Origin of the sequence: Seongchinamella unica, from assembly GCF_004354085.1 — a bacterium.
Taxonomy (GTDB): domain Bacteria; phylum Pseudomonadota; class Gammaproteobacteria; order Pseudomonadales; family Halieaceae; genus Halioglobus; species Halioglobus unicus.
The window spans coordinates 486,728-509,411 of record NZ_SMSE01000002.1; the positions used below are offsets into that span (position 1 = coordinate 486,728).

Here is a 22,684-nt window from a genome sequence, read left to right on the forward strand (position 1 = left end):
CAGGAGTAATCAAATGAGCGATTTGTACGATGTCGCGGTCGTCGGTGCCACCGGTGCCGTCGGCGAGGCGATGATTTCCATTCTCGAAGAGCGGGATTTTCCGGTGAGGAACCTGTACCCCCTGGCCAGCAGCCGTTCTGCCGGTAAAACAATCATGTTCAAGGGCAAATCCGTGACCGTCACCGATCTTGCCGAATTCGACTTCAGCAAGGCGCAGATCGGTTTGTTTTCTGCCGGCGGCAGCATTTCCGAAAAGTATGCCCCGATTGCCGCCGAGCAGGGCTGTGTGGTCGTTGACAATACGTCGCACTTCCGCCGTGACGAGGACATTCCGCTGATCGTGCCGGAGGTCAATATCGAGGCCCTGGCCGGATATACCAGTCGCGGTATTATCGCCAATCCCAACTGCTCGACCATCCAGATGCTGGTGGCGCTGAAGCCCATTTATGACGCCGTGGGCATCGAGCGAATCAATGTCTGCACCTATCAGGCAGTGTCGGGAACCGGCAAGGAAGCTATCGAGGAACTGGCAGGACAGACTGCCCGTCTGCTCAATGGCCAGGAAGCCGAGTGCGAGGTCTACCCCAAGCAGATCGCTTTCAATGCGCTGCCCCATATCGACACCTTCCAGGATAATGGCTACACCCGGGAAGAGATGAAAATGGTCTGGGAAACCCAGAAGATCTTTGCCGACCACAGTATCCAGGTGAACCCCACCTGTGTGCGGGTACCGGTATTCTTTGGCCATTCCGAGGCGGTGCATATCGAAACCGTGGATAAAATCACCGCGGAACAGGCCCGGGAGCTGCTGAGGCAGGCACCCGGGGTGGAGGTCATGGATGAGCGCACCGACGGCGGTTACCCCACCGCGGTGACTGAAAGTGCCGGCACCGATCCGGTTTATGTCGGCAGGATTCGCGAGGATATCTCCCATCCACGGGGGCTGGATATGTGGGTTGTGGCCGATAATGTGCGCAAGGGGGCGGCACTGAATAGTGTGCAAATTGCCGAGAGCCTTATTGCGACTTACCTTGATTAATGCCACTGATTCACTGATACTTTTCAGCGAAACGGACAGAATGCCTGTGCATGGAAGCACCCTGTAAATACTTGAGAAAAGTACAGAAAGTGCTTTCAGGGTCGGCACTTTTAGCGCACGATAAGGCGGTAACCAGTTCGGAGGTCGCGCCAGGGGAGGCCGGCTTGGGATTTATCGGGAAAAATAATAAGGGCGTCGGAGTATGGCTCGTAAGTTAGCTGCTGTAGTGTTTTCTCTGGGGTGTATTCATGCCAGCTCTTCATTCGCCCTCGGTTTGGGCGACCTGAAGCTAGAGTCATTTCTCAATGAGCCGCTGAAGGCGGAGGTGGACCTTCTCAACACGGACGGTCTGCACGCCGATGAGATTCGTATCCGCCTTGCCACCCGCGAGGACTTCGAGCGCATGGGCGTGGACCGCGCCTATTTCCTGACCAGCATCAAGTTCGATGTGTCTGTGGACTCCCAGGGTCGTGGAACGATTTTTATCAGTTCTGACGATCCGGTGCTGGAGCCCTATCTCGACTTTATCGTGGAGGCCCGCTGGCCAACCGGTCGGCTGCTGCGTGAATACACGGTGCTGGTCGATCCGCCTCTGTTTGATACCGCCTCTCCGGTGATATCGGCCACCCAGCGTGTCGCTGAAGTGGAGGGGACTCCGCTGCCAGACGATGGCGAAAAAAAAGCCCAGGACCCGGCGGCGACTAGTGGTACCCGGGTAGACATCAAGAAGTCCGGCCTGGCGCCGGGCGAAATGCCGGATCGCGAGTTCAGCGCCGGTACCTCCGAGAGCCCGCGCTCAGGCGCCAAATACATGATCCACCGGGATGACACCCTGTGGGAAATTGCCTCGGCCGCCAAACCTGCCGGGGCTTCGGTACACCAGACCATGCTCGATATTCAGCGGCTGAACCCGGACGCGTTTATCGATGGCAACATCAACCGAATCAAGGCCGGCTACATCGTTTACCTGCCCAGTGAAGACGATATCAGCTCCCAGGACCTCGCCGCCGCCCTGGCCGAGGTCAAACAGCAGAATGAAGACTGGCAGGCCGGGCGAGCAAGCAAACCCATAGCGACGGGGCCCAAGCTGCGCATTTCAGCCGATCCCGTGGAGGAGGGCGCCGCCGCTGACGCCGGGAATTATGCCGCCGGAGGGGCTGCCGCTGCCGAGGAACTGGAAAAGGCCGGTCTGGAACAGGCTGCGATGGCAGAAGAGTTGGCGTCGATGCAGCAGCAGGTGGATACCCTGCAGCGAATTGTTGACCTGAAAGACGACCAGATTGCCGCCCTGCAGGCGGCGCTGGAGGAAGCCGGAAGCAGTGTAGACGAGGCGGCCATGGCAGCGGGAGATACCGTTGCCGAGGCGGATATTGCAGAACAGGGCGGCCAGGAGCCGGCTGATACTGCCGTCGCCGATGAAGCCGCCGACGCGGCTGCGCCCGCCCCGGTCGCCGAACCGGCGCCAGAACCGGCACCGAAGCCCGCCGCCAAACCGGCACCAGCACCCGCCCCCGCGGAAGCGGGCGGCATGATGAGCTACCTGCTCTACGGCCTCGGTGCGCTGGTGCTGATTATCCTCGGGGTGCTGTTTGTGCGCCGCGGCAAGGACGATGACGGTGACAGCGCGGTCAGCGACGACGACTTCGCTGATGTTCAGCTCAAGGCAGAACCGGTGGCGGTCGCAGAGCCTGAAACCGGGCTTGAGGAGGTCGAGGCAGAAGCGGAAGAGGAAGCCGAGCCGGTGCGCGATAACCGCGGCTATGGCCAGCACAAGCACGACGAATACGCCTCCGATGTGGAAACCGGCGACGCCCTGGCGGAAGCCGACATTTATATTGCCTACGGTCGCTATCCCCAGGCCCGGGACCTGCTGCAAAACGCCATTAATGCCGAGCCTCGCGATAGTGCCTACCGCCTTAAACTGCTGGAAACCGAGCTGCAAATGGGCGACCGCGCCGCGGCCGAGGCGCAGCTGAATGAACTGGAAGCGCTCGGCGATGATGCCAGTGTCGCCCGCGGCAGGGAACTGCTCAGCGGTGGCGACTCATTCTCCGAGCCCCCCGCAGGACTGGCAGAAGAGGTAGACGTTTCCCTGGAAGCGGACTTTGCCGGGCTGGAAATCGAGGGCAGCCTCGGTGATGACGGTGACCTGGAAGACGACCTGGACCTGTCGGCAGACTTCGGTGAATCAAGCCTGGCGGAGGACAGCGAAGATGAAGACCTGGTCATCGCCGCCGAGGCCAACGGTATGTCGACCAAACTCGATCTCGCCCGTGCCTATCTGGACATGGGTGACGAGGACGGAGCGCGGCAGATACTTGACGAAGTGATGGCCGAGGGCTCTGCAGAGCAAAAAGCCGAAGCTGGAGAACTGCTGGAGCGCATTGGCTGATTTTTTCCCCCGGTTGAGCGCTGACCCGCTGCCTGCGGGCAGCCGCATCGCCTGTCGCGTCGAATACAATGGCGCCAGATACAACGGCTGGCAAAGCCAGCCTCACCTCGATGTCATTACCGTGCAACAGGAACTTGAAGCAGCGCTGTCCTCGGTCGCCAATGCGCCCGTGCGGGCGCACTGTGCGGGTCGCACTGACACCGGTGTTCACGGTCATTGCCAGATCGTGCATTTCGATGCGCCGGTTGCGCGAGCCCCCAAGGCCTGGGTACTGGGCGCCAATGCCAGCATGGCCGCCGATGTGCGACTGCACTGGGCAACCCCGGTTGCCGCGGATTTTCACGCCCGCTTCAGTGCCCGTTCACGTCGCTACCGGTACCTGATAGCCAATACCCAGGTCCGCCCGGCCATGCTGGGGGGGCAGCTGACCTGGCATCGGTATCCACTCGATGCCGGCGCCATGCACGAGGCGGCCCAGAGCCTGCTGGGTGAACAGGACTTTTCGGCCTTTCGCGCTGCCGCTTGCCAGTCGACCACCCCCATGCGCAACGTCGAGGCTGTTTCGGTTTTTCGACGGGGTGAACTGCTGGTGGTAGACATCCAGGCCAACGCATTCCTGCACCATATGGTTCGCAATATCGCCGGCTCACTGATGGCGGTAGGGAGCGGGCGCAAGCCACGGAGCTGGATTGGTGACCTGCTGGCCGCAGGTGACAGAACGTTGGCGGCCGATACCGCACCGCCCCACGGATTGTACCTGGTGGATGTGATTTACCCGGATCGCTTTGGCTTGCCGGCCACCCCCTACGGCCCGCTGTTGCTGGCACCGCCGGAGGCTGCGTCGTAAAGACAGCGCCGCGAGCGTCTGCTATGATGGCGCGCTTGTTTTTCCGGTGTTATCAGGTCTGAATTTGGCTCCCACGCGTATCAAGGTTTGCGGTATCACCAGGCCGGAGGACGCACTGTCGGCGATAGACGGTGGCGCTGACGCTATTGGCCTGGTTTTCTACTCGGAAAGCGCGCGAGCCGTCACCCTGGAGCAGGCAGCCGGGATAGCTGCGGTGGTTCCGCCGTTTGTCACTGTCGTGGCGCTGTTTGTTAATGCCGAGGCGGAAACGATAGCGGATGTGGTCGCCAGCATACCGGTGGGCCTGATCCAGTTTCACGGTGATGAGGACGCCGCATTCTGTGCAGCGTTCGAGCGGCCCTGGATCAAGGCGCTGCGCGTACGCGAGGATACCGACGTGGCCGCCGCCAGCAGTCCTTATGTCGGCGGTTGCGGTATTTTACTGGATACCTGGCAGCAGGGTGTGCCCGGGGGTACCGGGAAATCCTTCGACTGGCGCCTGGCCGGGCCGGGGCTGCCCCTGCCAGTGGTGCTTGCCGGTGGGCTCACGCCGGAAAACGTCGGTGATGCCATCGCCCAGGTCAGGCCCTGGGCTGTGGATGTCAGTGGCGGGGTGGAATCTGCTCCCGGCATCAAGGACGCCGACAAGATTAAACGCTTTGTAGCGGCGGTGCGCGCCGCAGACCAACGACTGGATGACTAGATGAACAGTGAAGTGAAAAACAATCAATTCGCCGCAGTTCCGGATCAAGAGGGTCGGTTTGGCATTTATGGGGGCAAGTTTGTCGCCGAAACGCTGATGAGTGCCCTCGACGAACTGGAGACCCTGTACAACCGGCTCAAGGTCGACGAGGACTTCCAGCGAGAGCTGGACAATGACCTGGCACACTACGTGGGGCGGCCGTCTCCCCTCTATGAGGCAAGCCGCTGGTCCGAGCGCGTGGGCGGAGCACGTTTGTTCCTCAAGCGGGAAGACCTCAACCACACCGGCGCCCACAAGGTGAACAACACCATTGGGCAGGCGCTGCTGGCCAAGTATATGGGCAAGAAGCGGGTGATTGCCGAAACCGGCGCCGGCCAGCATGGCGTGGCGACTGCGACCATCGCCGCTCGACTGGGCCTTGAATGCCAGGTTTTCATGGGTGAGGAAGACGTGCGCCGGCAAGCCCTGAATGTTTACCGGATGAAGCTGCTTGGCGCCGAAGTTATCCCGGTCACTTCCGGGTCGCGCACTCTGAAGGATGCCATGAACGAGGCCATGCGGGATTGGGTAACCAATGTCGATGACACCTTTTACATCATCGGCACCGTCGCCGGGCCTCACCCTTATCCCATGCTGGTGCGTGACTTCCAGTGCGTTATCGGGCGCGAAGCCAGGGCTCAGTCGCTGGCGCAAATCGGTCGTCTGCCGGATGCCCTGGTGGCCTGTGTCGGCGGTGGTTCCAATGCGATCGGCCTGTTCCATCCCTTCCTGGAAGATGAGGGCGTTGCCATGTACGGCGTCGAGGCTGGCGGTCACGGGGTGGCCACCGCTCAACACGCGGCGCCGCTGACTGCGGGAACGCCGGGCGTGCTGCACGGCAATCGCACCTACCTGATGCAGGATGAAAACGGTCAGATCATGCACACCCATTCGGTGTCTGCCGGTCTGGACTACCCCGGTGTCGGGCCGGAACACAGCTGGTTGAAGGATATCGGCCGGGTCAACTATGTGGTGGCCAATGATGACGAGGCGCTGCGGGCATTTCATACGCTTACCCGGGTAGAAGGCATCATGCCGGCGCTGGAGAGCAGTCACGCCCTGGCCTACGCGGAAAAGCTGGCCGCAGGGATGAGTCCCGAGCAAAGTATCGTGATCAACCTGTCTGGTCGCGGGGACAAGGATATACATACGGTTGCCGAGATCGACGGCATCCAGTTTTAGGGAGTAGATAGTGAGTCGTATAGCGGGGCGTTTCCAGCAGTTGGCCAGCGAGGGCCGCAAGGCGCTAATTCCATACATTGTGGTGGGTGATCCCGCCCCCGAAGTCACGGTGCCACTGATGCATGCCCTGGTGGAGAATGGCGCCGATATTATCGAGCTGGGCGTTCCGTTTTCAGACCCCATGTCGGAGGGGCCGGTTATCCAACTCGCCCACGAGCGCGCCCTTGCTCACGATGTCAGCCTGCGCGATGCACTGGATGCGGTGCGCACCTTCCGTGAAAAAGACAGCGAGACCCCGGTGCTGCTGATGGGTTACGCCAACCCGGTCGAGCATATGGGCTACGCGACGTTTGCCGATGCCGCGGCCGAGGCGGGAGTCGATGCCCTGCTGACCGTGGACATTCCGCCGGAGGAAGTTGAGCAGGTGAACGCCGAGTTGCACCGGGTGGGTATGGACAATATTTTCCTGGTCGCCCCGACCACGCCGGATGAGCGGATCACGCGAATAGTTCAACAGGCAAGTGGATTCGTTTACTACGTGTCCCTGAAAGGTGTGACCGGTGCCGGCCACCTGGATATTGCCGATGTTTCCAGCCACCTGGCGCGAATTCGCAAGGTATCAGACCTGCCGCTGGCGGTTGGATTTGGCATCAAGGATGCCGAGTCCGCCGCAGCAGTGGCCGGTGTTGCCGATGGTGTTGTCGTCGGCAGCGCACTGATCAATGCCATGGCCCGCCAGCTGGAAGCTGGGGGCGATATGGGGCAGGCCCAGGCCGCCGCGATTGAATTGTTGGCACAAATACGTCGGGGAGTGGACAGCGCCGCTTCCTAGTGGGCCCGGCAGGCGTTTATAATGAGGCCTGCTTTGTGTGGGGGAAACCATGAGTTGGATTGACAAGATTCTCCCTTCCGGCGTAAGCAAGGGCGAAGGCAAGAAGCGCTCGAGCGTGCCGGAAGGTCTGTGGAAGAAGTGCGTCAAGTGCGATGCCGTGCTCTATCGGCCCGATCTGGAACGCAACAGCGACGTCTGCCCCAAGTGCGATCACCACATGCGTATCGGTGCTCGCCGCCGCCTCGACAGCTTTCTGGACAAAGGGGACCGCGAGGAAATTTTCACCGATGTGGTACCGGTAGACCGCCTCAAGTTCAAGGACAAGAAGCGCTACCGCGATCGCCTGGCGGGCGCCCAGAAGTCCACCGGCGAGAAGGATGCCCTCATCGCCATGCAGGGAACCCTCAAGGGTATGCCTGTTGTTGTCGTCGCCTTCGAGTTCAACTTTCACGGCGGCTCCATGGGGTATGCCGTGGGAGAAAAGTTCACCCGGGCGGCACAACTTGCCCTGGAGAATCGCATGCCACTGGTTTGTTTTGCCGCGTCCGGTGGCGCGCGGATGCAGGAAGCCCTGATTTCGCTGATGCAGATGGCCAAAACCAGTGCCGTGCTGGAGCGTATGAAGCTGGCCGGCGTGCCATATATTTCGGTCATGACAGATCCCATTTACGGTGGCGTATCGGCATCCCTGGCGCTGCTGGGTGATATCAACGTCGCCGAGCCCGACGCCCGCGCAGGGTTTGCCGGTCCCAATATCATTGAACAGACCATTCGCCAGAAATTGCCCAAGGGCTTCCAGCGCAGCGAATTCCTGCTCGAGCATGGGGCTATCGACATGATTGTGCATCGTACCGAAATGCGCGACACCCTGGGGCGCCTGCTGGCCAAACTGGGCAATGTCGAAATCGCCCCCGAGCTGGCCGCCGATCCCGTTCCTGCCTTCGAGTTGCTTGAACCCGAGCCTGAACAAGAGGTCCAGGTAGAGCGTAAACCGGAAGGGGATGAATAAGCGACCACTGGCGCAGTGGCTGCAATACCTCGAAACCCTGCATCCCAGCGAGATGGATCTGGGATTGGAGCGCGTATCCCTTGTCGCTGATTCACTGGCTTTAAGGCCACCAGCCGTACCCGTTGTCACCGTTGCCGGAACCAACGGCAAAGGCTCTACTGTCGCGGTTATGGAAGCCCTGCTCACCGTCTGCGGCTACCGTGTAGGGGCCTTCACATCGCCTCATTTTCTGCGCTTTAACGAGCGTATCAGGGTATGCGGCGAGGAAGTGAGTGACGGAGAGATCAGCGCTGCGTTTGCAGCAATCGAGGCAGCTCGTGGGAACACCTCGCTCACCTATTTCGAGTTTGCCAACCTGGCCGCGCTGGCTGTATTCAAGGCTCGCGCCGTGGATTATATCCTGCTGGAGGTCGGTCTCGGCGGCAGGCTGGACTCGGCCAACATGGTCGATGCGGATGTGGCGGTGATTACCAGTATCGCTCTGGATCACCAGCAGTGGCTGGGTGATACCCGCGCCGCTATCGCGCGGGAAAAGGCCGGAATAATGCGTGAAGGCAAGCCGGTGGTGATCGCCGATGTGGACCCGCCGCCCGAATTGCTGGCGCGGGCGCAGGAAGTGGGTGCCCAACCGGTGTACGTGCTCGGTAACGAGTTTACCGGCAGTGGTTCAGGCGCGCTCTGGCGAGGCAGCATCAGTGGCGCCACAGGTATCGTGGAGCTCGATGGCATGCAGACCCCGTCGTTACTGCCGCAAAATGTGTGCGCGGCTGCCCAGGCAGTTGCCCTGCTGGGAATGGAGTTCAGCCAGCAGCAACTGCAGCAGGCGGCCCAGCGGAGTGTCAGCCCAGGCCGCCTGCAACGCCTGCAAATTGGTGACAGGTGCTACCTGCTGGACGTTGCGCATAATCCTGCTGCTGTTGATAAGCTGCTGGAAAATATTGCCGCAACTCCTTGTAATGGAAGAATTATTGCTTTATTTTCCGCCATGAAAGACAAGGCGGTTGCAGAGATGCTGGCCGCCTGTTCGGGATGTTTTGATGCCTGGTTCCTGGGGGATTTGCCGGATAACCCGCGAGCCATGCCGGCGGCACAAATAGCGACCCTGCTGCGCGAGCAACAGCAGGGTATGATCAGCGTCAGCAAGAACCTGCGCCAGGCTTTCAGGCGCGCGCAATCGCTGATGAACCGGGATGACCTGCTGGTCGTATTCGGTTCATTTTTCACCGTGGCCGCAGTTTTGCCGCAGCTGGACAAGGACCGAGGGAAGATCGGGGCCGATGAATGAAGTTTTGAAACAACGCCTGGTCGGGGCGCTTATCCTGGTAGCGCTGGGTGTGGTGTTCTGGCCGATTATCTTCGTCGAGCCGGGGGAGGAGGGCGGTGCAGCCGAGGCGCGGATTCCGCCGCGCCCCCAGGTGCAGACAGCCCCGGTGGAAGCGCCGGATATTGCCGGCTTGCGCCCCTCCCGCGAGATTGCAAAAGAATCTGAGCCTGCCGATCGCGAGTTGCCTGCCCTGTCTCCTGAAGACCCTCTCGCGGAGAGCCCGGTCCCGAGTGCTGCCAGTGAGGGCGGCGCTGTAACGGCAGGGACGGTCCCGATATCGGAACCGGCACCCGCAACCGTCAACAGTAAAACCCGCAGTGAGGCGCCGGTAAAACCCGCCCTGGACAGCGAAGGTGTCCCCATTACCTGGATTCTTCGGGTAGCCAGTGTCAGCAGCGATGCCAAGGCCGATCAGCTGCGCCGGGACCTGCTGGCCATGGGGCACAAGGCCTATGTGAAAAAGATCCGCAGCAACGGCAAAACACTGTTTCGGGTGTATGTGGGGCCGAAGGCCGAAAAGGCGCGCTTGCAGCAGATCCAGGGCTCAATCGACCGCAAGTTCGGCGTCAGTAGCCTGATTACGCGGTATTATCCCTGATGGCGATACAATGCCTTTCCCAGGGCAAGCACGGCTTTGCTAGAATGCGTCCCAGTACAGGTTGCCAGTGATCGATCTGTCGCAACTGACCGCCGCCGACTGGGTGATAATCGTCATCCTCAGCGTGTCGACCCTGTTGAGCCTGTGGCGGGGTTTTGTTCGCGAGGCATTGTCACTGCTCGGCTGGGTCGCAGCGTTTATTGTGGCTCACCTGTTTGTGGATCAGCTGGCACTGCAACTGTCCTCGCTAATTGCCAATATTACCGGGCGATATGTTGCGGCCTATGCAATCCTGTTCGTTTCAACCCTGGTGGTGTTCACACTGGTGGTGAAGGTGGCCACCAGCCTGGTCAGGGCCGCCGGTCTGAGTTTTCTGGACAGGGTGTTGGGTACAATTTTCGGTTTCGCCCGCGGGGTGATACTTATTCTGGTTGCTGCCTATGTGATCAAGCAACTGATCCCCGAGCAAAACCAGCAATGGCTGCATCAGTCTGTGTTGATGCCCCATTTGAATATGCTCGCTGACTGGGTGCAGGCGGTATTTTCCAATACTGTACCCGGTGAGCGTATTACGACCTGATGCAAGAGGTGATAGCAGGATGTGTGGCCTGGTAGGACTGGTGGCGGGCAATAATGTGGCCCCCGATATATATGATGCGTTGACCGTGCTGCAACATCGGGGGCAGGACGCGGCGGGTATCATGACCTGCGACAAGGGGCGTTTCAGTCTGCGCAAGAGCGAGGGTCTGGTACGAGACGTATTCCGTCAGCACCATATGCAGCGACTGGAAGGCAATGTCGGCATCGGTCATGTGCGCTATCCCACGGCGGGTAGTTCCGGCCCGGCGCTCGCGCAGCCGTTTTATGTCAATTCACCGTACGGTATCGCCCTGGCCCATAACGGCAACCTGACCAATGCCGAGCAGTTGACCCGGGAATTGTTTCAGGACGATTTGCGTCACCTCAATACCGACTCCGATTCCGAGGTCCTGCTCAACGTTTTCGCCCACGAAATGCAGACCCTGGGCAAGTTGAGCCCTGGCCCCGACGATATTTTCCAGGCTGTCAGCGCGGTGCACAGGCGCTGTATTGGTGGCTACGCCGCGGTGAGCCTGATCGTCGATTACGGCGTCGTCGGGTTCCGTGATCCCCTGGGTATCCGTCCGCTGGTCGTCGGCGAGCGGGTCGATGCCAACGGCAGGAAAGCCCACATGATCGCCTCCGAAAGTGTTGCCCTGGACGTGCTGGGATTCACCCTGCTGGGGGATGTGGCCCCGGGAGAGGCAGTATTTATCGATATGGATGGGCAGTTGCACCGCCGCCAGTGTGCGCAAAACCCGATGCTGAAACCCTGTATTTTCGAGCACGTGTATTTTGCCCGACCGGACTCCATGATGGACGGTATCTCCGTATACAAAACCCGGATGCGCCAGGGAGAAGCATTGGCCAAGAAGGTGCGCCGCGAACGCCCTGACCTGCACATCGACGTGGTGATCCCGATACCCGACACCAGCCGCATCGCCGGTCAGTCCATGGCCTACGAACTGGGGATCAAGTTTCGCGAAGGCTTCATGAAAAATCGCTACATAGGCCGTACCTTCATCATGCCCGGGCAGAGCCAGCGTAAGAAATCCGTGCGCCAGAAGCTCAACCCGGTGCCGCTAGAGTTTGAAGGCAAGAACGTCATGCTGGTGGACGACTCGATTGTTCGCGGTACGACCTGCCGGCAGATTATCGACATGGCCCGCGATGCGGGTGCCGCCAATGTGTACTTTGCCTCGGCGGCGCCGCCGGTTCGCTATCCCAATGTTTACGGTATCGACATGCCCTCGGCATCCGAACTGATCGCCCACGGGCGAACCGTAGAGGAGGTCTGTGAGCTTATCGGCGCCGACTGGCTGGTATACCAGGACCTCGATGACCTGATTCTCTGCTCCGGCGAGGGCAACTCGAACATCGAACAGTTCGACTGCTCGGTATTCAGCGGCGAATACATTACCGGCGATGTCGACCAGCATTACCTGGACCGTATTGATGCCCAGCGCAACGATGAGGCCCAGGCCAGCAAGCGCGCTGCCGCACAGGAGGAGGGGTCCGTTGTTGGTATACACAACAACGCCTGATAACGGATGACTGATCAATTCGATGACGCTCTCGAGGGCGTGAACCTGGATACTCTGGCGATAAGGGCAGGTATTGCCCGCACCGCGGAGGGCGAGCACTCCGAGCCGATTTTTGCGACCTCAAGCTATGTGTTCAGCAGCGCCGCCGAGGCAGCTGCGCGCTTTGGCGGCGAGCAGGACGGTAATGTGTATTCCCGCTATACCAATCCAACGGTGCGAACCTTCGAACAGCGTATTGCCGCCCTTGAAGGCGGCGAGGCGGCGGTGGGCACCTCCTCAGGCATGGCGGCTATATTGTCGACCGCCATGGCCCTGCTCAAGGCTGGCGACCATGTGGTCTGCTCCCGCGACGTGTTCGGAACGACGACCAACCTGTTCGGCAAATACCTGGCCAAATTCGGCGTGGACGTCAGTTTTGTGCCGCTGTTGGATATCGCCGCCTGGGAGCGGGCAATCACACCGCAAACCGCCATGCTGTTTATGGAAACCCCCAGCAATCCATTGTGTGAGGTGGCGGACCTGGGTGCTTTTTCAGCTCTGGCCCGCGACCACGATTGCCTGCTGGTGGTCGATAACTGCTTTTGTACACCGGCGCTGCAGCGTCCCCTGTCGCTGGGCGCCGACATCGTGGTCCACTCCGCCACCAAGTACCTGGACGGCCAGGGCCGCTGTGTCGGTGGCGCAGTTGTCGGCAGTGCCGAGCACATGGCCGAGGTAGAGACATTCCTGCGCACCTGCGGCCCAACCATGAGTGCCTTCAATGCCTGGGTCTTTCTCAAGGGCCTGGAAACCCTGCGCCTGCGCATGGAGGCCCACAGTCGGTCCGCGCTGGAACTGGCACGCTGGCTTGTGGAGCAGCCAGCGGTGGAGCGGGTTTACTACGCGGGCCTGGAGTCCCATCCCGGTCACGCACTTGCCAAAAAGCAGCAAAGTGGTTTTGGCGGCGTGTTGTCATTCGAGGTAAAAGGCGGCCAGGAACAGGCCTGGCAGGTGATCGACGGCACCCGCATCATGTCGCTCACTGCCAATCTCGGCGATACCAAGACCACTATCGTGCACCCGGCGACCACCACCCACGGCAGGCTCAGCGATGAACAGCGGGCGCAGGCGGGCATAGGCAGGAACCTGATCCGTGTCTCAGTCGGGCTGGAGCACGTGGAAGATCTCAAGACAGATTTGCAGCGGGGATTTGCTGCAATTGCCTGAGGCGGAAAGCTGAAGTAATTCGGGGCGAGCAGATGCACTTACAGGATGTAATCGACGAGGCAGTGTCCGAAATAGGCACCGTACTGCTGGGCAAGGAGCCGCAGATCCGTCTGGCCCTGTGCTGTCTGTTTGCCCGCGGTCACTTACTGATAGAGGACCTGCCCGGAATGGGCAAAACCACGCTTTCCCACGCCCTGGCTGATGTGCTGGGACTGTCCTGGAAACGTGTTCAGTTCACCAGCGACCTGCTGCCCGCGGACATTCTCGGGGTGTCGGTTTACAACCGCAACGACGCCAGCTTCAGCTTTCATCCCGGTCCGATATTTACCCAGTTATTGTTGGCCGACGAAATCAATCGCACCACCCCGCGCACCCAGAGCGCCCTGTTGGAGGCGATGGCCGAAGGGCAGGTGACCGTGGAGGGAGAAACCCGGCCTCTGCCGGAACCCTTCTTTGTGATAGCCACCCAGAACCCGGTGCACCAGTCGGGAACCTACCCCCTGCCAGAGTCGCAACTGGACCGCTTCCTGATGCGCCTCGAACTGGGCTACCCCCACCCCCAGGCGGAACGCGAGATGTTTCAGCGACAGCGGCTGAACAGTACCGAACGGGTGCCACTGCGCCAGGTGATCAACGGCGAACAGCTGGCCGGCATTCGGGACGCGGTGGGTCAGGTACACGCCTCTGACAACCTGCTGGACTATCTCCAGCGCCTGGTTGCCTATACCCGCAACAGTCCCGAATTCGAGGTGGGTCTGTCTCCCCGGGGCGGGCTGGCGTTGCTTGACAGCGCCCGCACCTGGGCGGTGATGCACAGTCGCGGGCACGTGGTACCGGAGGACCTGCAAATGGTATTACCGGCGGTCGCCGGCCATCGGCTCATTCCCAGCGGTGACTACTCCGGCGACAGCGCTGCGCTGGTCTCCCTGTTACAGCGCAATGTGGACGTTATCCGTCCTTGACGGACTGAAACATGAACGCAGCGGCGGGCACAGGCGGCGATAGTAAATTGCTCACCCTCCTGCGCAAGCGGTTTCGCCACTGGATTAACAGTCGGATCCCGCCGTCGCGGGTGGTTACCCTCAACCAGCGGCGGATCTTCATTTTTCCCAGCAAGGTAGGTCTGTTCTTCGGCGTCTGCCTGCTGGTGATGTTGCTGGCGGCGATCAATTTCCAGAGTAATCTCAGCTATGGATTGACGTTTCTGCTCGCCACCCTGTTCATTGTTGCTGTGCTGCACACCTATGCCAACCTTTCCGCTTTAACGGTGCGCGCGGTGCACGCCAGACCGGCGTTTCCGGGTCAGTTGACCGAGTTCGAACTGCAACTGGAACGCAGCCGGCAAAAGGAGCATATCGGCCTTTACCTGAAATGGCCGGACAGTGATGCGCGTACCGTCAGCCTGGTGGATGAGGATCAGGTGCGGGTGCAGTTGCACGCGCCGGTGGGCAGGCAACGGGGCTGGTTCAATCCCGGGCGACTGTTGCTGGAATCGAGCTATCCGCTGGGTCTGTTGCGCTGCTGGAGCTGGATCGACCTGGACCTGCACGCCCTGGTGTATCCGCGCCCGCTGCCTTCGCCGGAACTGCCGGGCCTTGCCGCTGAGACCCCGGACGGCGCCGCGGTGCCGGTAGAGGGTAGCGATGATTTTTATGGTTTTCGCGATTACCGGCAAGGTGACTCACTGCGTCACATATACTGGAAAGGCCTGGCACGGGGACAGTCGGTGCAGGTCAAACAGTACGCAGCCTATGCCGACCGCAGTGTGTGGCTGGACTGGGAGATGTTTCCTGGCCTGGGTGCCGAGCAGCGCCTGTCTCACCTGTGTTTCTGGGCACTGGAATTCGACAGGGCCGGCGACGAGTACGGCCTGCGCCTGCCGGGTGTGACCATTGCACCGGACTGCAGCGAACGTCACCGGGAACAGGTACTGCGGGCGCTGGCGCTGCATGGCCTGGAGGACCGGTCTTGAAAGCCCAACAACAGATTCCGCGCAATGCCCTGGGCTGGGCCATTCTCAGCATGTTTACCCTGGTGCTGCCGCATATCGAACGTATCCCACCCTGGGTGCTGGCGGTTTACCTGTTTGCCGCATTCTGGCGGATCATGGTCTACCGCGGACGGTGGTCCTTCCCCCGCTGGCCGGTAAAACTGGGCCTTATTATTGCCGGCTTTGCCGGCATATTGCTCAGTTTCCGCAGCCTGGTGGGATTAGAGCCGACGGTGGCACTGCTGCTGACGGCATTTGCCCTGAAGCTGCTGGAACTGGCCGAGCGCAAGGACGCCTATGTACTGTTGTTTCTCGCTTACTTCGTGGTGCTCACCGAGTTCCTGTTCAGCCAGGACCTGCTGATAGTCCTTGTGTGCGTGCTCAACGTGGTCATCATCACCACCGCCCTTGTGGCCCTGCATCGACCCGGGGACGACCGGTTCAACCTGCGTCCAATGCGCCAGGCCGGGGTGATGATCTTGCAGGCGGCGCCGCTGATGCTGGTGCTGTTTTTCCTGTTCCCGCGCATCGGGCCGCTGTGGACTGTGCCTATCAAAAGTCAGCAGGCAAAAACCGGCATGAGTGAGTTCATGAGTCCGGGTGATGTGTCCCGGCTCAGCCGCTCAGGCGAGGTGGCATTCCGGGTTAATTTCGAGGGCGATGTGCCGCCCCGGTCAGAGCTATACTGGCGCGGCCTGGTAATGAGCCGGCTACGCCAGGGGACCTGGAGCGCGCTCAACTTTTACGAGGTGCCGGCCTCGCAGCGCAGGCAGAACGAACCTGAACCGCTGGGAGAACCGCTACGCTACTCCATTATCATGGAGCCTACACAGCAGCGCTGGCTGTATGGCCTGCGCTATGCTCGCTCGACCAGTTCCGGCATCATGCACTCGGCGGACTTCCGGATCTTCCGGCCGCTGGTGATCGAGGATGACTATCTCTACCAGGTGCGATCCTGGCCCGACACCGTGCTGGAACCAGAGCTTTCCGCCTGGCGCCGACGGATAGAGCTGGAATTGCCGGACGGCGCCAATCCCAGAACACGGCGACTGGCTGCACAAATCGCCGCCGAATCCGCCAGCCCGGCGGAGGCCGTTGAGCGCGTACTCAACCTGTTTACCCGTGAGCCCTTTGTTTACACCCTGCAGCCACCGTTGCTGCCGGAACGTGATCGCATGGACGCCTTCCTGTTTGACACCCGCCGCGGGTTCTGTGAACACTACGCTGCGGCCTTTGTCATCATGATGCGGGCGGCAGGTATACCGGCCCGTGTCGTCGCCGGTTACCAGGGTGGCGAGGTTAACCCGGTCAATGGCACCGTGATCGTTCACCAGTTTGACGCCCACGCCTGGTCCGAGGTCTGGCTGGAAGGCCGGGGATGGGTGCGGGTTGATCCCACGGCCGCCGTCGCCCCCGAGCGCATCGAACTGGGGCTGGAGGAAGCGTTGGCGGAAGAGGGCAGTTTCCTGCCTGATTCGCCCCTGTCGCCCCTGCGCTATCGCAAGATCGACATCATCAATAAAATCCGCCTGCGTTACGACGCGCTGACATACAGCTGGCAGGCATGGGTGGTCGGTTTTGACGCTGACAAACAGTTTGACCTGCTCAAGGGTTTCTTTGGCGATTTCAGTGCGCGCAAATTTGCGGCGGTGTTACTGGGGAGCTGGGCTCTGGTGCTTGTCCCCGTGGCATGGGTGCTGCTGTTGAGGCGCAAGACCCACGCCCTGAGCCGGCTTGACCGGCTTTATCTCAACTTCTGCAGGCGGCTGGAAAGTATGGGCGTGGCCAGGAAGGCCGGGGAGGCACCGCGCGATTACGCGCTCCGTGCGCAACGGAAAATTCCCCGCCTGGCAGAACAGATTGCCGACGTGACGAAGCGCTACGACCAACTGGCTTACGCAGAGGGCGCATCGCAGGACGGCGAGCTTGGCGAGTTTGCCCGCGCAGTAAGGAGTATCCGTTAATGATTCGACCGGCGATATCCACCGACAGTGAGCAACTGGCGGAAATTTACAATCACTACATTCGCCACTCGCCAGCGACCTTCGAGGAATGGGAACTGGCCGCTGGGGATATGCTGGCACGCATGCAGCGCGTGGCCGAACTTGGCTATCCCTGGCTGGTGGCGGAGGAGGGCGCTGCCATTCTCGGATATGCCTACGCCAATCGCTGGCGGGAACGCAGCGCCTACCGCTTTTCGGTGGAAAGCACCGTCTACCTGGCCCCGGGCGCAAGCGGTAATGGATGGGGCACGCGGCTGTATTCAGCCCTGTTTGAACAGCTGCGGGCGCTGGGGGTTCACGCGGTGATCGGCGGCATCACCCTGCCCAATCCGGCCAGCGTCTCGCTGCATGAGAAGATGGGCATGCGCAAGGTGGCTGAGTTTCCGGAAGTGGGCTTCAAGCAGGGCCAGTGGCTCGATGTGGGATACTGGCAGCTCAACTTCTAGTGTTGGCGGGCAGTATCCATCATCATAAAATGGCCGGCGCCGGCGCCGCAGGAAACGCGATAAGCGTGGTTATCGAACTCCGCTGTCTTTCTCGCCACCGGACAGGGTCCGGCGTACCGCTTCGAGATCCTCGGCACGCCGTTTATCCTCGTCGATTTCGGTTCTGGTCTTTAACACGCTGTCGCGGGTAAGTTGTCCCTCGAGCATCAGCTTGAGCCATCTGCTCTGTTTTGGCGGTTGGGTGTCGTTGTCTCGCATGAGGTTAATACTAGCAGTAATTACCTTGCCGGTTGAACGTTATCTTCCGCCAGCTCCGTTGCGGCTCAGATCAGTAACAGGGCAAAAACAGCGGCACCGGACGTCGCGGTCAGCAGTACCGGGCGGCGCAGTCGCGCATTGCCAATGCCCAGCCAGAGTCCGCTGATCATGATAAACAGTAGCCCGACTGCAAATACTTTTTGAAATGTCTTGAATACGGTAGGCCCGTGCCCCTTGTGGAGCTCAATCATCCGCTTCTGCAGGCTGGGGCTCGCCTGGATCACGGCCAGCCCGGCTGCGGTTGATTCAATAACATAGTGGTCAGAGGACGTCGGCCGGGTATACAGGCGATTGCCGCTCACCTTCACATATTCGTAGTCCGGGGATTCGACGCCCGCCTCGCGCAACAGTGCATCCACGTCTGCCTGCAGAGAGCTGGACTCGCTATCAATGACAGCCCCGGCCTTGCTGTACAGGATCTGTTCCTCTACCTGGCCTTTCACCCCCACCAGATAGAGACCTCCCGAGATCGCAATCAGTAATACCGCTGGGGTGAAGAAGGCGGCCAGGTACATGTGAATCTTGATGAGTAGTCTGCGGTCCATGAAGGGGCTCCGGGTAGAATTTGAAAGACGAGATTCTACCCGGAACTTGTTTCATATTCATTGCCGAATTGTTGTTTCGCGAGGACAGTAGTGGCCTCACCCGCGACGCCCCGGCGGGCCGTTCGATTACCAGCTGATTTCGATCTCGATACTGGATTCGTCGCTCTCTATCTCCAGCTCCAGTTCCACCGTGACGGTATCGGGGACCCTGACATTGAGTCGGGTGCCGTCCCGGTCGAAGTCCAGGGCGTTGTGGCGTGCCAGGGAATCAGCCAGGTCGTGCAGCAGCTTTGCGGCTTCCTCCCGTTTCATGGTGCGTTTCTCGGAAATTTCAATCAGGTCCATAGCTCATTCTCTTTCGTTTGTCGTTTCTGTCTGACCGGGCTGCTGGCCCGTTCAGGGTGCTATCCGGCGCCGCCACCCGCTCAGCCGGAGAACGTCGTCGCCCGGTCCCTGCCCGGTACTTCGGGAGAGAAGCTGGCGGCATCTGCAAAGGCCTTGGCGAATGCGGGTCGTTTTGAAATCCTGGAAAGATAGTCGCGGAAAATCTCATGCTCGCAGAGCCCGTATCCCCGGGCCCAGGTAACGTTATGACCGATAACGATATCCGCGCCGGAAAATGTCTCCCCGCAGATGAAGGGGGTATGTTCCAGCCTTGCCATGAGCTGAGGTTCCACTTCCGCGACAAATTTATGCCGGTACCGGTCGATGGTCCGGGCATCGGATTGATCGGAAGGCAGCACGTGTTCGTGTATACGAACCTGCCACAGCATCATGTCCATCCAGGTGCCGCCAAAGTGCAGCATCTGTAAATAATCCGCGCGCTCAAGGGACAGTCCGGTCGGCGGCGAGAGTTGTTTTTCCGGGAATGCGTCTACCAGCCAGTCCACCATGGCCACGCTTTCCAGCATGCGATGGACAGAACCATCCTCCAACAGGATTTCAAGCATGGGCACATTGTGGTTCGGGTTCTTTTGCAGGTACTCCTCGCGGTATTGTTCACCGCCGTACAGCTCTACTTTTTGTACTTCAAAATCATCACCCACGGTTTCATGCAGGGCCCAGCGCACCCTGGCGCTGCGTGTGGCGGGGAAATGATAGAGTTTGAGGTTCTTGATCTTCATGAGCCGTCATCCTGGCAGGTCGCCTGTTATCAAGGGCCGGTGCTATTGAGTCGCGATGTCTGTGAAAAAACCGGCCGATAGGGTGACTCAGTCTGCACTAAACCAGCACTTTTTCAATAGTCTTCAATGGCCTGGATCTGTGCCGGCCACAGCAATTATGGGGTGTTGGCCAGGCCACAGGTCAACGTTACCCGAATGTGACAGGCACAAAAAACCCCGCTGGTGCGGGGTTTTCCGGGTTAGTCACTCAGGCAGTCGATCAGGCACTGAGTTCCTGGATCTCAACCGCGGCAATACGCGCACCTTCATCAGATTTGGCCTGGAATTCGGCGATCTGGTCGAAGTTGAGGTAGCGGTAGATCTCGTCGGACATGGAGTCCAGGTTCTGGGCGTACTCGAGGTACTCCTCCGGAGTGGGCAGCTTACCCAGAATGGCGCCGACGGCAGCCAGTTCCGCGCTGGTCAGGTACACGTTGGCCCCGTCGCCGAGGCGGTTGGGGAAGTTGCGGGTGGAGGTCGAGAGTACGGTGGAATTGGCCGCCACGCGCGCCTGGTTCCCCATGCACAATGAGCACCCGGGCATCTCGGTACGGGCACCGGCGGCGCCAAAGATGTTGTAATAGCCTTCTTCCATGAGCAGGTGCTCGTCCATCCGGGTCGGCGGCGATATCCACAGGCGGGTTGAGAGGCCGCCCTTGTGCTGCTCGAGCAGTTTGCCCGCGGCGCGGAAGTGGCCGATGTTGGTCATGCAGGAACCGATAAAGACTTCGTCCACAGTGTCGCCGGCGACATCGGAGAGCAGCTTGGCGTCGTCGGGGTCGTTGGGGCAGCAAACGATGGGTTCGTTGACCTGGGCCAGGTCGATCTCGATGACAGCCGCATATTCAGCATCGGCGTCGGCTTCCAGCAGTTCAGGATTTTCCAGCCACTCTTCCATCTTCCGGGCGCGGCGCTCCAGGGTCCGCGAATCGCCATAGCCCTCGGCGATCATGCTGCGCAGCAGTACGATATTGGAGCGCAGGTACTCGGCAATGGCATCTTCCGGCAGCTTGATGGTACAGCCGGCTGCGGAGCGTTCGGCGGAGGCGTCGGATAGCTCAAAGGCCTGCTCGACGGTCAGGGTGTCCAGGCCTTCGATCTCGAGGATACGGCCGGAGAAAATATTCTTCTTGCCTTTTTTCTCCACGGTCAACAGGCCTTCCTGAATCGCGTAGTAAGGAATGGCGTGTACCAGGTCACGCAGGGTGATGCCGGGCTGCATTTCGCCCTTGAAGCGCACCAGTACGGATTCCGGCATGTCCAGGGGCATGACGCCGGTGGCAGCGGCGAAGGCCACCAGGCCGGAACCTGCCGGGAAGGAGATGCCCATCGGGAAACGGGTGTGGGAGTCGCCGCCGGTGCCCACGGTGTCGGGCAGCAACATGCGGTTCAGCCAGCTGTGGATGATGCCGTCGCCGGGGCGCAGGGAAACGCCGCCGCGGGTCATAATGAAGTCGGGCAGGGTGTGCTGGGTGTCGATATCCACGGGCTTGGGGTAGGCCGCCGTGTGACAGAAAGACTGCATGGTCAGGTCAGCCGAGAAGCCCAGGCAGGCCAGGTCCTTCAGCTCGTCACGGGTCATGGGGCCGGTAGTGTCCTGGGAGCCGACGGTCGTCATCCGGGGCTCGCAGTAGGTGCCGGGGCGGATGCCTTCGGTGCCACAGGCGCGGCCGACCATTTTCTGCGCCAGGGAGAAGCCCTTGCCGCTGTCCGTCGGCTGTTCCGGCTTGCGGAACAGCTCCGATTCGGGCAGGCCCAGTGCCTCGCGGGCTCGGGTGGTCAGGCCCCGGCCAATGATCAGGTTGATGCGCCCGCCGGCGCGCACTTCGTCCAGCAGGACATCGGATTTCAGTTCGAACTCGGAGATGACCTCACCCGCCTCGTTGAGGATTTTGCCCTCGTAGGGACGAATTTCGATAATGTCGCCCATATTCAGGTCGTCAACCGGTGCCTCGAACACCAGTGCGCCTGCGTCTTCCATGGTGTTGTAGAAGATGGGTGCAACCTTGCCGCCGATGCAAATACCACCGCCACGTTTGTTGGGGACGCCGGGAATGTCGTCGCCGAAGAACCACAACACCGAGTTGGTGGCGGACTTGCGCGAGGAACCCGTGCCAACCACGTCGCCAACGAAGGCGACCGGCAGGCCCTTGTCCTGGATATCCTTGATCTGCTTCATGGGGCCTTTAACCCCGTGTTCTTCCGGCTCCAGCCCGTCGCGGGTCATCTTGTAGGCCGCCAGCGCGTGCAGGGGAATGTCGGGACGGGACCATGCATCAGGGGCGGGAGAGAGGTCGTCGGTATTGGTTTCGCCAGTCACCTTGAATACGGTGACCTTGATGGACTCGGGTACCTCGTCCTGGCTGGTGAACCACTCACCGTCGGCCCAGGACTGCATAACCGCCTTCGCGTTCTCGTTACCGGCCTTGGCCAGCTCGTCGACATCGTGGAAGGCGTCGAACATCAGCAGGGTGTGCTTGAGTTCTTCTGCCGCCTGGGCGCCCAGGTCGGCGTCTGCCAGCAGGGCCACCAGGGTCTCGATGTTATAACCGCCGTGCATGTTGCCCAGCAGCTTGACGGCCGCCAGCGGGTCGATCAGCGGGCACTCCACTTCGCCCTTGGCCACGGCGGACAGGAAGCTCGCTTTCACGTAGGCCGCTTCGTCAACACCCGGGGGAACGCGGTTGGTAATGAGGTCCAGGAGGTACTCTGCTTCCCCCGCCGGAGGGTTCTTCAGCAGCTCTACCAGTCCCGCAACCTGTTCGGCATTGAGGGGTTTTGGGGGAATGTCCATGGCGGCCCGTTCGGCCACGTGTTCACGATATGCTTCTAGCACGGTAGAGCTCCTTTAGCGTCTGAGGTGTGCCACTGGCAAGGGGTGGCGCCAGCGGTTCCTGTGGAGAAAAATCGGCGGAAATTATAGCC

Annotated in this window: 21 protein-coding genes; 16 read left to right on the forward strand and 5 right to left on the reverse strand. The window is 60.5% G+C overall.

The features are described from left to right. Positions 1-13 precede the first annotated feature (13 nt). The 16 genes from E2F43_RS09270 to E2F43_RS09345 all read left to right on the forward strand — a co-directional run bounded on the left by E2F43_RS09270 (position 14) and on the right by E2F43_RS09345 (position 17,733). Complete coding sequence (locus E2F43_RS09270) at positions 14-1,039, forward strand: aspartate-semialdehyde dehydrogenase (RefSeq protein ID WP_133211929.1); 1,026 nt, start codon at positions 14-16, stop codon at positions 1,037-1,039. 202 nt (positions 1,040-1,241) lie between these two features. Further along, positions 1,242-3,431: a type IV pilus assembly protein FimV gene (locus tag E2F43_RS09275; RefSeq protein ID WP_133211931.1), complete on the forward strand. Its 2,190-nt coding sequence runs from the start codon at positions 1,242-1,244 to the stop codon at positions 3,429-3,431. Continuing rightward, positions 3,424-4,278, forward strand: a complete 855-nt coding sequence (gene truA / locus E2F43_RS09280) for a tRNA pseudouridine(38-40) synthase TruA (RefSeq protein ID WP_238946828.1) — start codon at positions 3,424-3,426, stop codon at positions 4,276-4,278. The genes E2F43_RS09275 and truA overlap by 8 nt, the downstream gene beginning before the upstream one ends. 64 nt (positions 4,279-4,342) lie before the next feature. Continuing rightward, positions 4,343-4,981 carry a phosphoribosylanthranilate isomerase gene (locus E2F43_RS09285; RefSeq protein ID WP_133211933.1) on the forward strand — a complete coding sequence of 213 codons (639 nt, stop codon included), beginning with the start codon at positions 4,343-4,345 and terminating at the stop codon, positions 4,979-4,981. Then, positions 4,982-6,202 (forward strand): tryptophan synthase subunit beta, encoded by a 1,221-nt coding sequence (trpB, locus tag E2F43_RS09290; RefSeq protein ID WP_133211935.1) that lies wholly within the window; start codon positions 4,982-4,984, stop codon positions 6,200-6,202. A gap of 10 nt (positions 6,203-6,212) precedes the next feature. Then, the gene (trpA, locus tag E2F43_RS09295; protein WP_133211937.1) at positions 6,213-7,034 is read left to right on the forward strand and encodes a tryptophan synthase subunit alpha; all 822 of its coding nucleotides are present in this window, start codon (positions 6,213-6,215) and stop codon (positions 7,032-7,034) included. 49 nt (positions 7,035-7,083) lie between these two features. Continuing rightward, positions 7,084-8,043, forward strand: a complete 960-nt coding sequence (gene accD / locus E2F43_RS09300) for an acetyl-CoA carboxylase, carboxyltransferase subunit beta (RefSeq protein WP_133211939.1) — start codon at positions 7,084-7,086, stop codon at positions 8,041-8,043. Continuing rightward, positions 8,036-9,328 (forward strand): bifunctional tetrahydrofolate synthase/dihydrofolate synthase, encoded by a 1,293-nt coding sequence (gene folC, locus E2F43_RS09305; protein ID WP_133211941.1) that lies wholly within the window; start codon positions 8,036-8,038, stop codon positions 9,326-9,328. Before accD ends, folC begins: the two co-directional genes overlap by 8 nt. After that, the gene (locus tag E2F43_RS09310) at positions 9,321-9,965 is read left to right on the forward strand and encodes an SPOR domain-containing protein (RefSeq protein WP_165954254.1); all 645 of its coding nucleotides are present in this window, start codon (positions 9,321-9,323) and stop codon (positions 9,963-9,965) included. Before folC ends, E2F43_RS09310 begins: the two co-directional genes overlap by 8 nt. Before the next feature lie 67 nt (positions 9,966-10,032). After that, a complete protein-coding gene (locus E2F43_RS09315; RefSeq protein WP_133211945.1) occupies positions 10,033-10,545 on the forward strand; it encodes a CvpA family protein in 513 nt (170 codons plus the stop codon). A gap of 19 nt (positions 10,546-10,564) precedes the next feature. Continuing rightward, the gene (purF, locus tag E2F43_RS09320; protein WP_133211947.1) at positions 10,565-12,088 is read left to right on the forward strand and encodes an amidophosphoribosyltransferase; all 1,524 of its coding nucleotides are present in this window, start codon (positions 10,565-10,567) and stop codon (positions 12,086-12,088) included. A gap of 6 nt (positions 12,089-12,094) precedes the next feature. Continuing rightward, positions 12,095-13,294 (forward strand): O-succinylhomoserine sulfhydrylase, encoded by a 1,200-nt coding sequence (locus E2F43_RS09325; RefSeq protein ID WP_133211949.1) that lies wholly within the window; start codon positions 12,095-12,097, stop codon positions 13,292-13,294. A gap of 32 nt (positions 13,295-13,326) precedes the next feature. Next, entirely contained in the window at positions 13,327-14,256 is a 930-nt protein-coding gene (locus E2F43_RS09330) for an AAA family ATPase (protein WP_133211951.1), read from the forward strand. Between the two features lie 11 nt (positions 14,257-14,267). Then, the gene (locus E2F43_RS09335) at positions 14,268-15,266 is read left to right on the forward strand and encodes a DUF58 domain-containing protein (protein WP_133211953.1); all 999 of its coding nucleotides are present in this window, start codon (positions 14,268-14,270) and stop codon (positions 15,264-15,266) included. Next, positions 15,263-17,248 (forward strand): transglutaminase TgpA family protein, encoded by a 1,986-nt coding sequence (locus E2F43_RS09340; RefSeq protein ID WP_133211955.1) that lies wholly within the window; start codon positions 15,263-15,265, stop codon positions 17,246-17,248. The genes E2F43_RS09335 and E2F43_RS09340 overlap by 4 nt, the downstream gene beginning before the upstream one ends. Beyond that, positions 17,248-17,733, forward strand: a complete 486-nt coding sequence (locus E2F43_RS09345) for a GNAT family N-acetyltransferase (protein ID WP_133211957.1) — start codon at positions 17,248-17,250, stop codon at positions 17,731-17,733. The genes E2F43_RS09340 and E2F43_RS09345 overlap by 1 nt, the downstream gene beginning before the upstream one ends. A gap of 69 nt (positions 17,734-17,802) precedes the next feature. Here E2F43_RS09345 and E2F43_RS09350 read toward each other — a convergent pair whose 3' ends face one another. The 5 genes from E2F43_RS09350 to acnB form a co-directional block, all read right to left on the reverse strand. Beyond that, complete coding sequence (locus tag E2F43_RS09350; RefSeq protein WP_133211959.1) at positions 17,803-17,991, reverse strand: hypothetical protein; 189 nt, start codon at positions 17,989-17,991, stop codon at positions 17,803-17,805. A 65-nt stretch (positions 17,992-18,056) separates the two neighbouring features. Further along, positions 18,057-18,596, reverse strand: a complete 540-nt coding sequence (locus E2F43_RS09355) for a PepSY domain-containing protein (RefSeq protein WP_133211961.1) — start codon at positions 18,594-18,596, stop codon at positions 18,057-18,059. A 126-nt stretch (positions 18,597-18,722) separates the two neighbouring features. After that, positions 18,723-18,941, reverse strand: a complete 219-nt coding sequence (locus tag E2F43_RS09360) for an amphi-Trp domain-containing protein (RefSeq protein ID WP_238946829.1) — start codon at positions 18,939-18,941, stop codon at positions 18,723-18,725. Positions 18,942-19,021: 80 nt separating this feature from the next. Next, the gene (locus E2F43_RS09365; RefSeq protein ID WP_133211963.1) at positions 19,022-19,720 is read right to left on the reverse strand and encodes a glutathione S-transferase family protein; all 699 of its coding nucleotides are present in this window, start codon (positions 19,718-19,720) and stop codon (positions 19,022-19,024) included. 259 nt (positions 19,721-19,979) lie between these two features. After that, the gene (gene acnB / locus E2F43_RS09370) at positions 19,980-22,595 is read right to left on the reverse strand and encodes a bifunctional aconitate hydratase 2/2-methylisocitrate dehydratase (RefSeq protein WP_133211965.1); all 2,616 of its coding nucleotides are present in this window, start codon (positions 22,593-22,595) and stop codon (positions 19,980-19,982) included. Positions 22,596-22,684 lie beyond the last annotated feature (89 nt).

What these genes read in the sequence shown, in the direction of transcription:
- E2F43_RS09325 (WP_133211949.1), top strand. Translation starts at nt 12,095, where the DNA reads ATGACTGATCAATTCGATGACGCTCTCGAGGGCGTGAACCTGGATACT.
- E2F43_RS09270 (WP_133211929.1), top strand. Translation starts at nt 14, where the DNA reads ATGAGCGATTTGTACGATGTCGCGGTCGTCGGTGCCACCGGTGCCGTC.
- E2F43_RS09310 (WP_165954254.1), top strand. Translation starts at nt 9,321, where the DNA reads ATGAATGAAGTTTTGAAACAACGCCTGGTCGGGGCGCTTATCCTGGTA.
- E2F43_RS09335 (WP_133211953.1), top strand. Translation starts at nt 14,268, where the DNA reads ATGAACGCAGCGGCGGGCACAGGCGGCGATAGTAAATTGCTCACCCTC.
- E2F43_RS09365 (WP_133211963.1), bottom strand. Translation starts at nt 19,720, where the DNA reads ATGAAGATCAAGAACCTCAAACTCTATCATTTCCCCGCCACACGCAGC.
- E2F43_RS09355 (WP_133211961.1), bottom strand. Translation starts at nt 18,596, where the DNA reads ATGGACCGCAGACTACTCATCAAGATTCACATGTACCTGGCCGCCTTC.
- E2F43_RS09330 (WP_133211951.1), top strand. Translation starts at nt 13,327, where the DNA reads ATGCACTTACAGGATGTAATCGACGAGGCAGTGTCCGAAATAGGCACC.
- E2F43_RS09345 (WP_133211957.1), top strand. Translation starts at nt 17,248, where the DNA reads ATGATTCGACCGGCGATATCCACCGACAGTGAGCAACTGGCGGAAATT.
- E2F43_RS09350 (WP_133211959.1), bottom strand. Translation starts at nt 17,991, where the DNA reads ATGCGAGACAACGACACCCAACCGCCAAAACAGAGCAGATGGCTCAAG.
- E2F43_RS09360 (WP_238946829.1), bottom strand. Translation starts at nt 18,941, where the DNA reads ATGGACCTGATTGAAATTTCCGAGAAACGCACCATGAAACGGGAGGAA.
- E2F43_RS09275 (WP_133211931.1), top strand. Translation starts at nt 1,242, where the DNA reads ATGGCTCGTAAGTTAGCTGCTGTAGTGTTTTCTCTGGGGTGTATTCAT.
- purF (WP_133211947.1), top strand. Translation starts at nt 10,565, where the DNA reads ATGTGTGGCCTGGTAGGACTGGTGGCGGGCAATAATGTGGCCCCCGAT.
- trpB (WP_133211935.1), top strand. Translation starts at nt 4,982, where the DNA reads ATGAACAGTGAAGTGAAAAACAATCAATTCGCCGCAGTTCCGGATCAA.
- accD (WP_133211939.1), top strand. Translation starts at nt 7,084, where the DNA reads ATGAGTTGGATTGACAAGATTCTCCCTTCCGGCGTAAGCAAGGGCGAA.
- folC (WP_133211941.1), top strand. Translation starts at nt 8,036, where the DNA reads ATGAATAAGCGACCACTGGCGCAGTGGCTGCAATACCTCGAAACCCTG.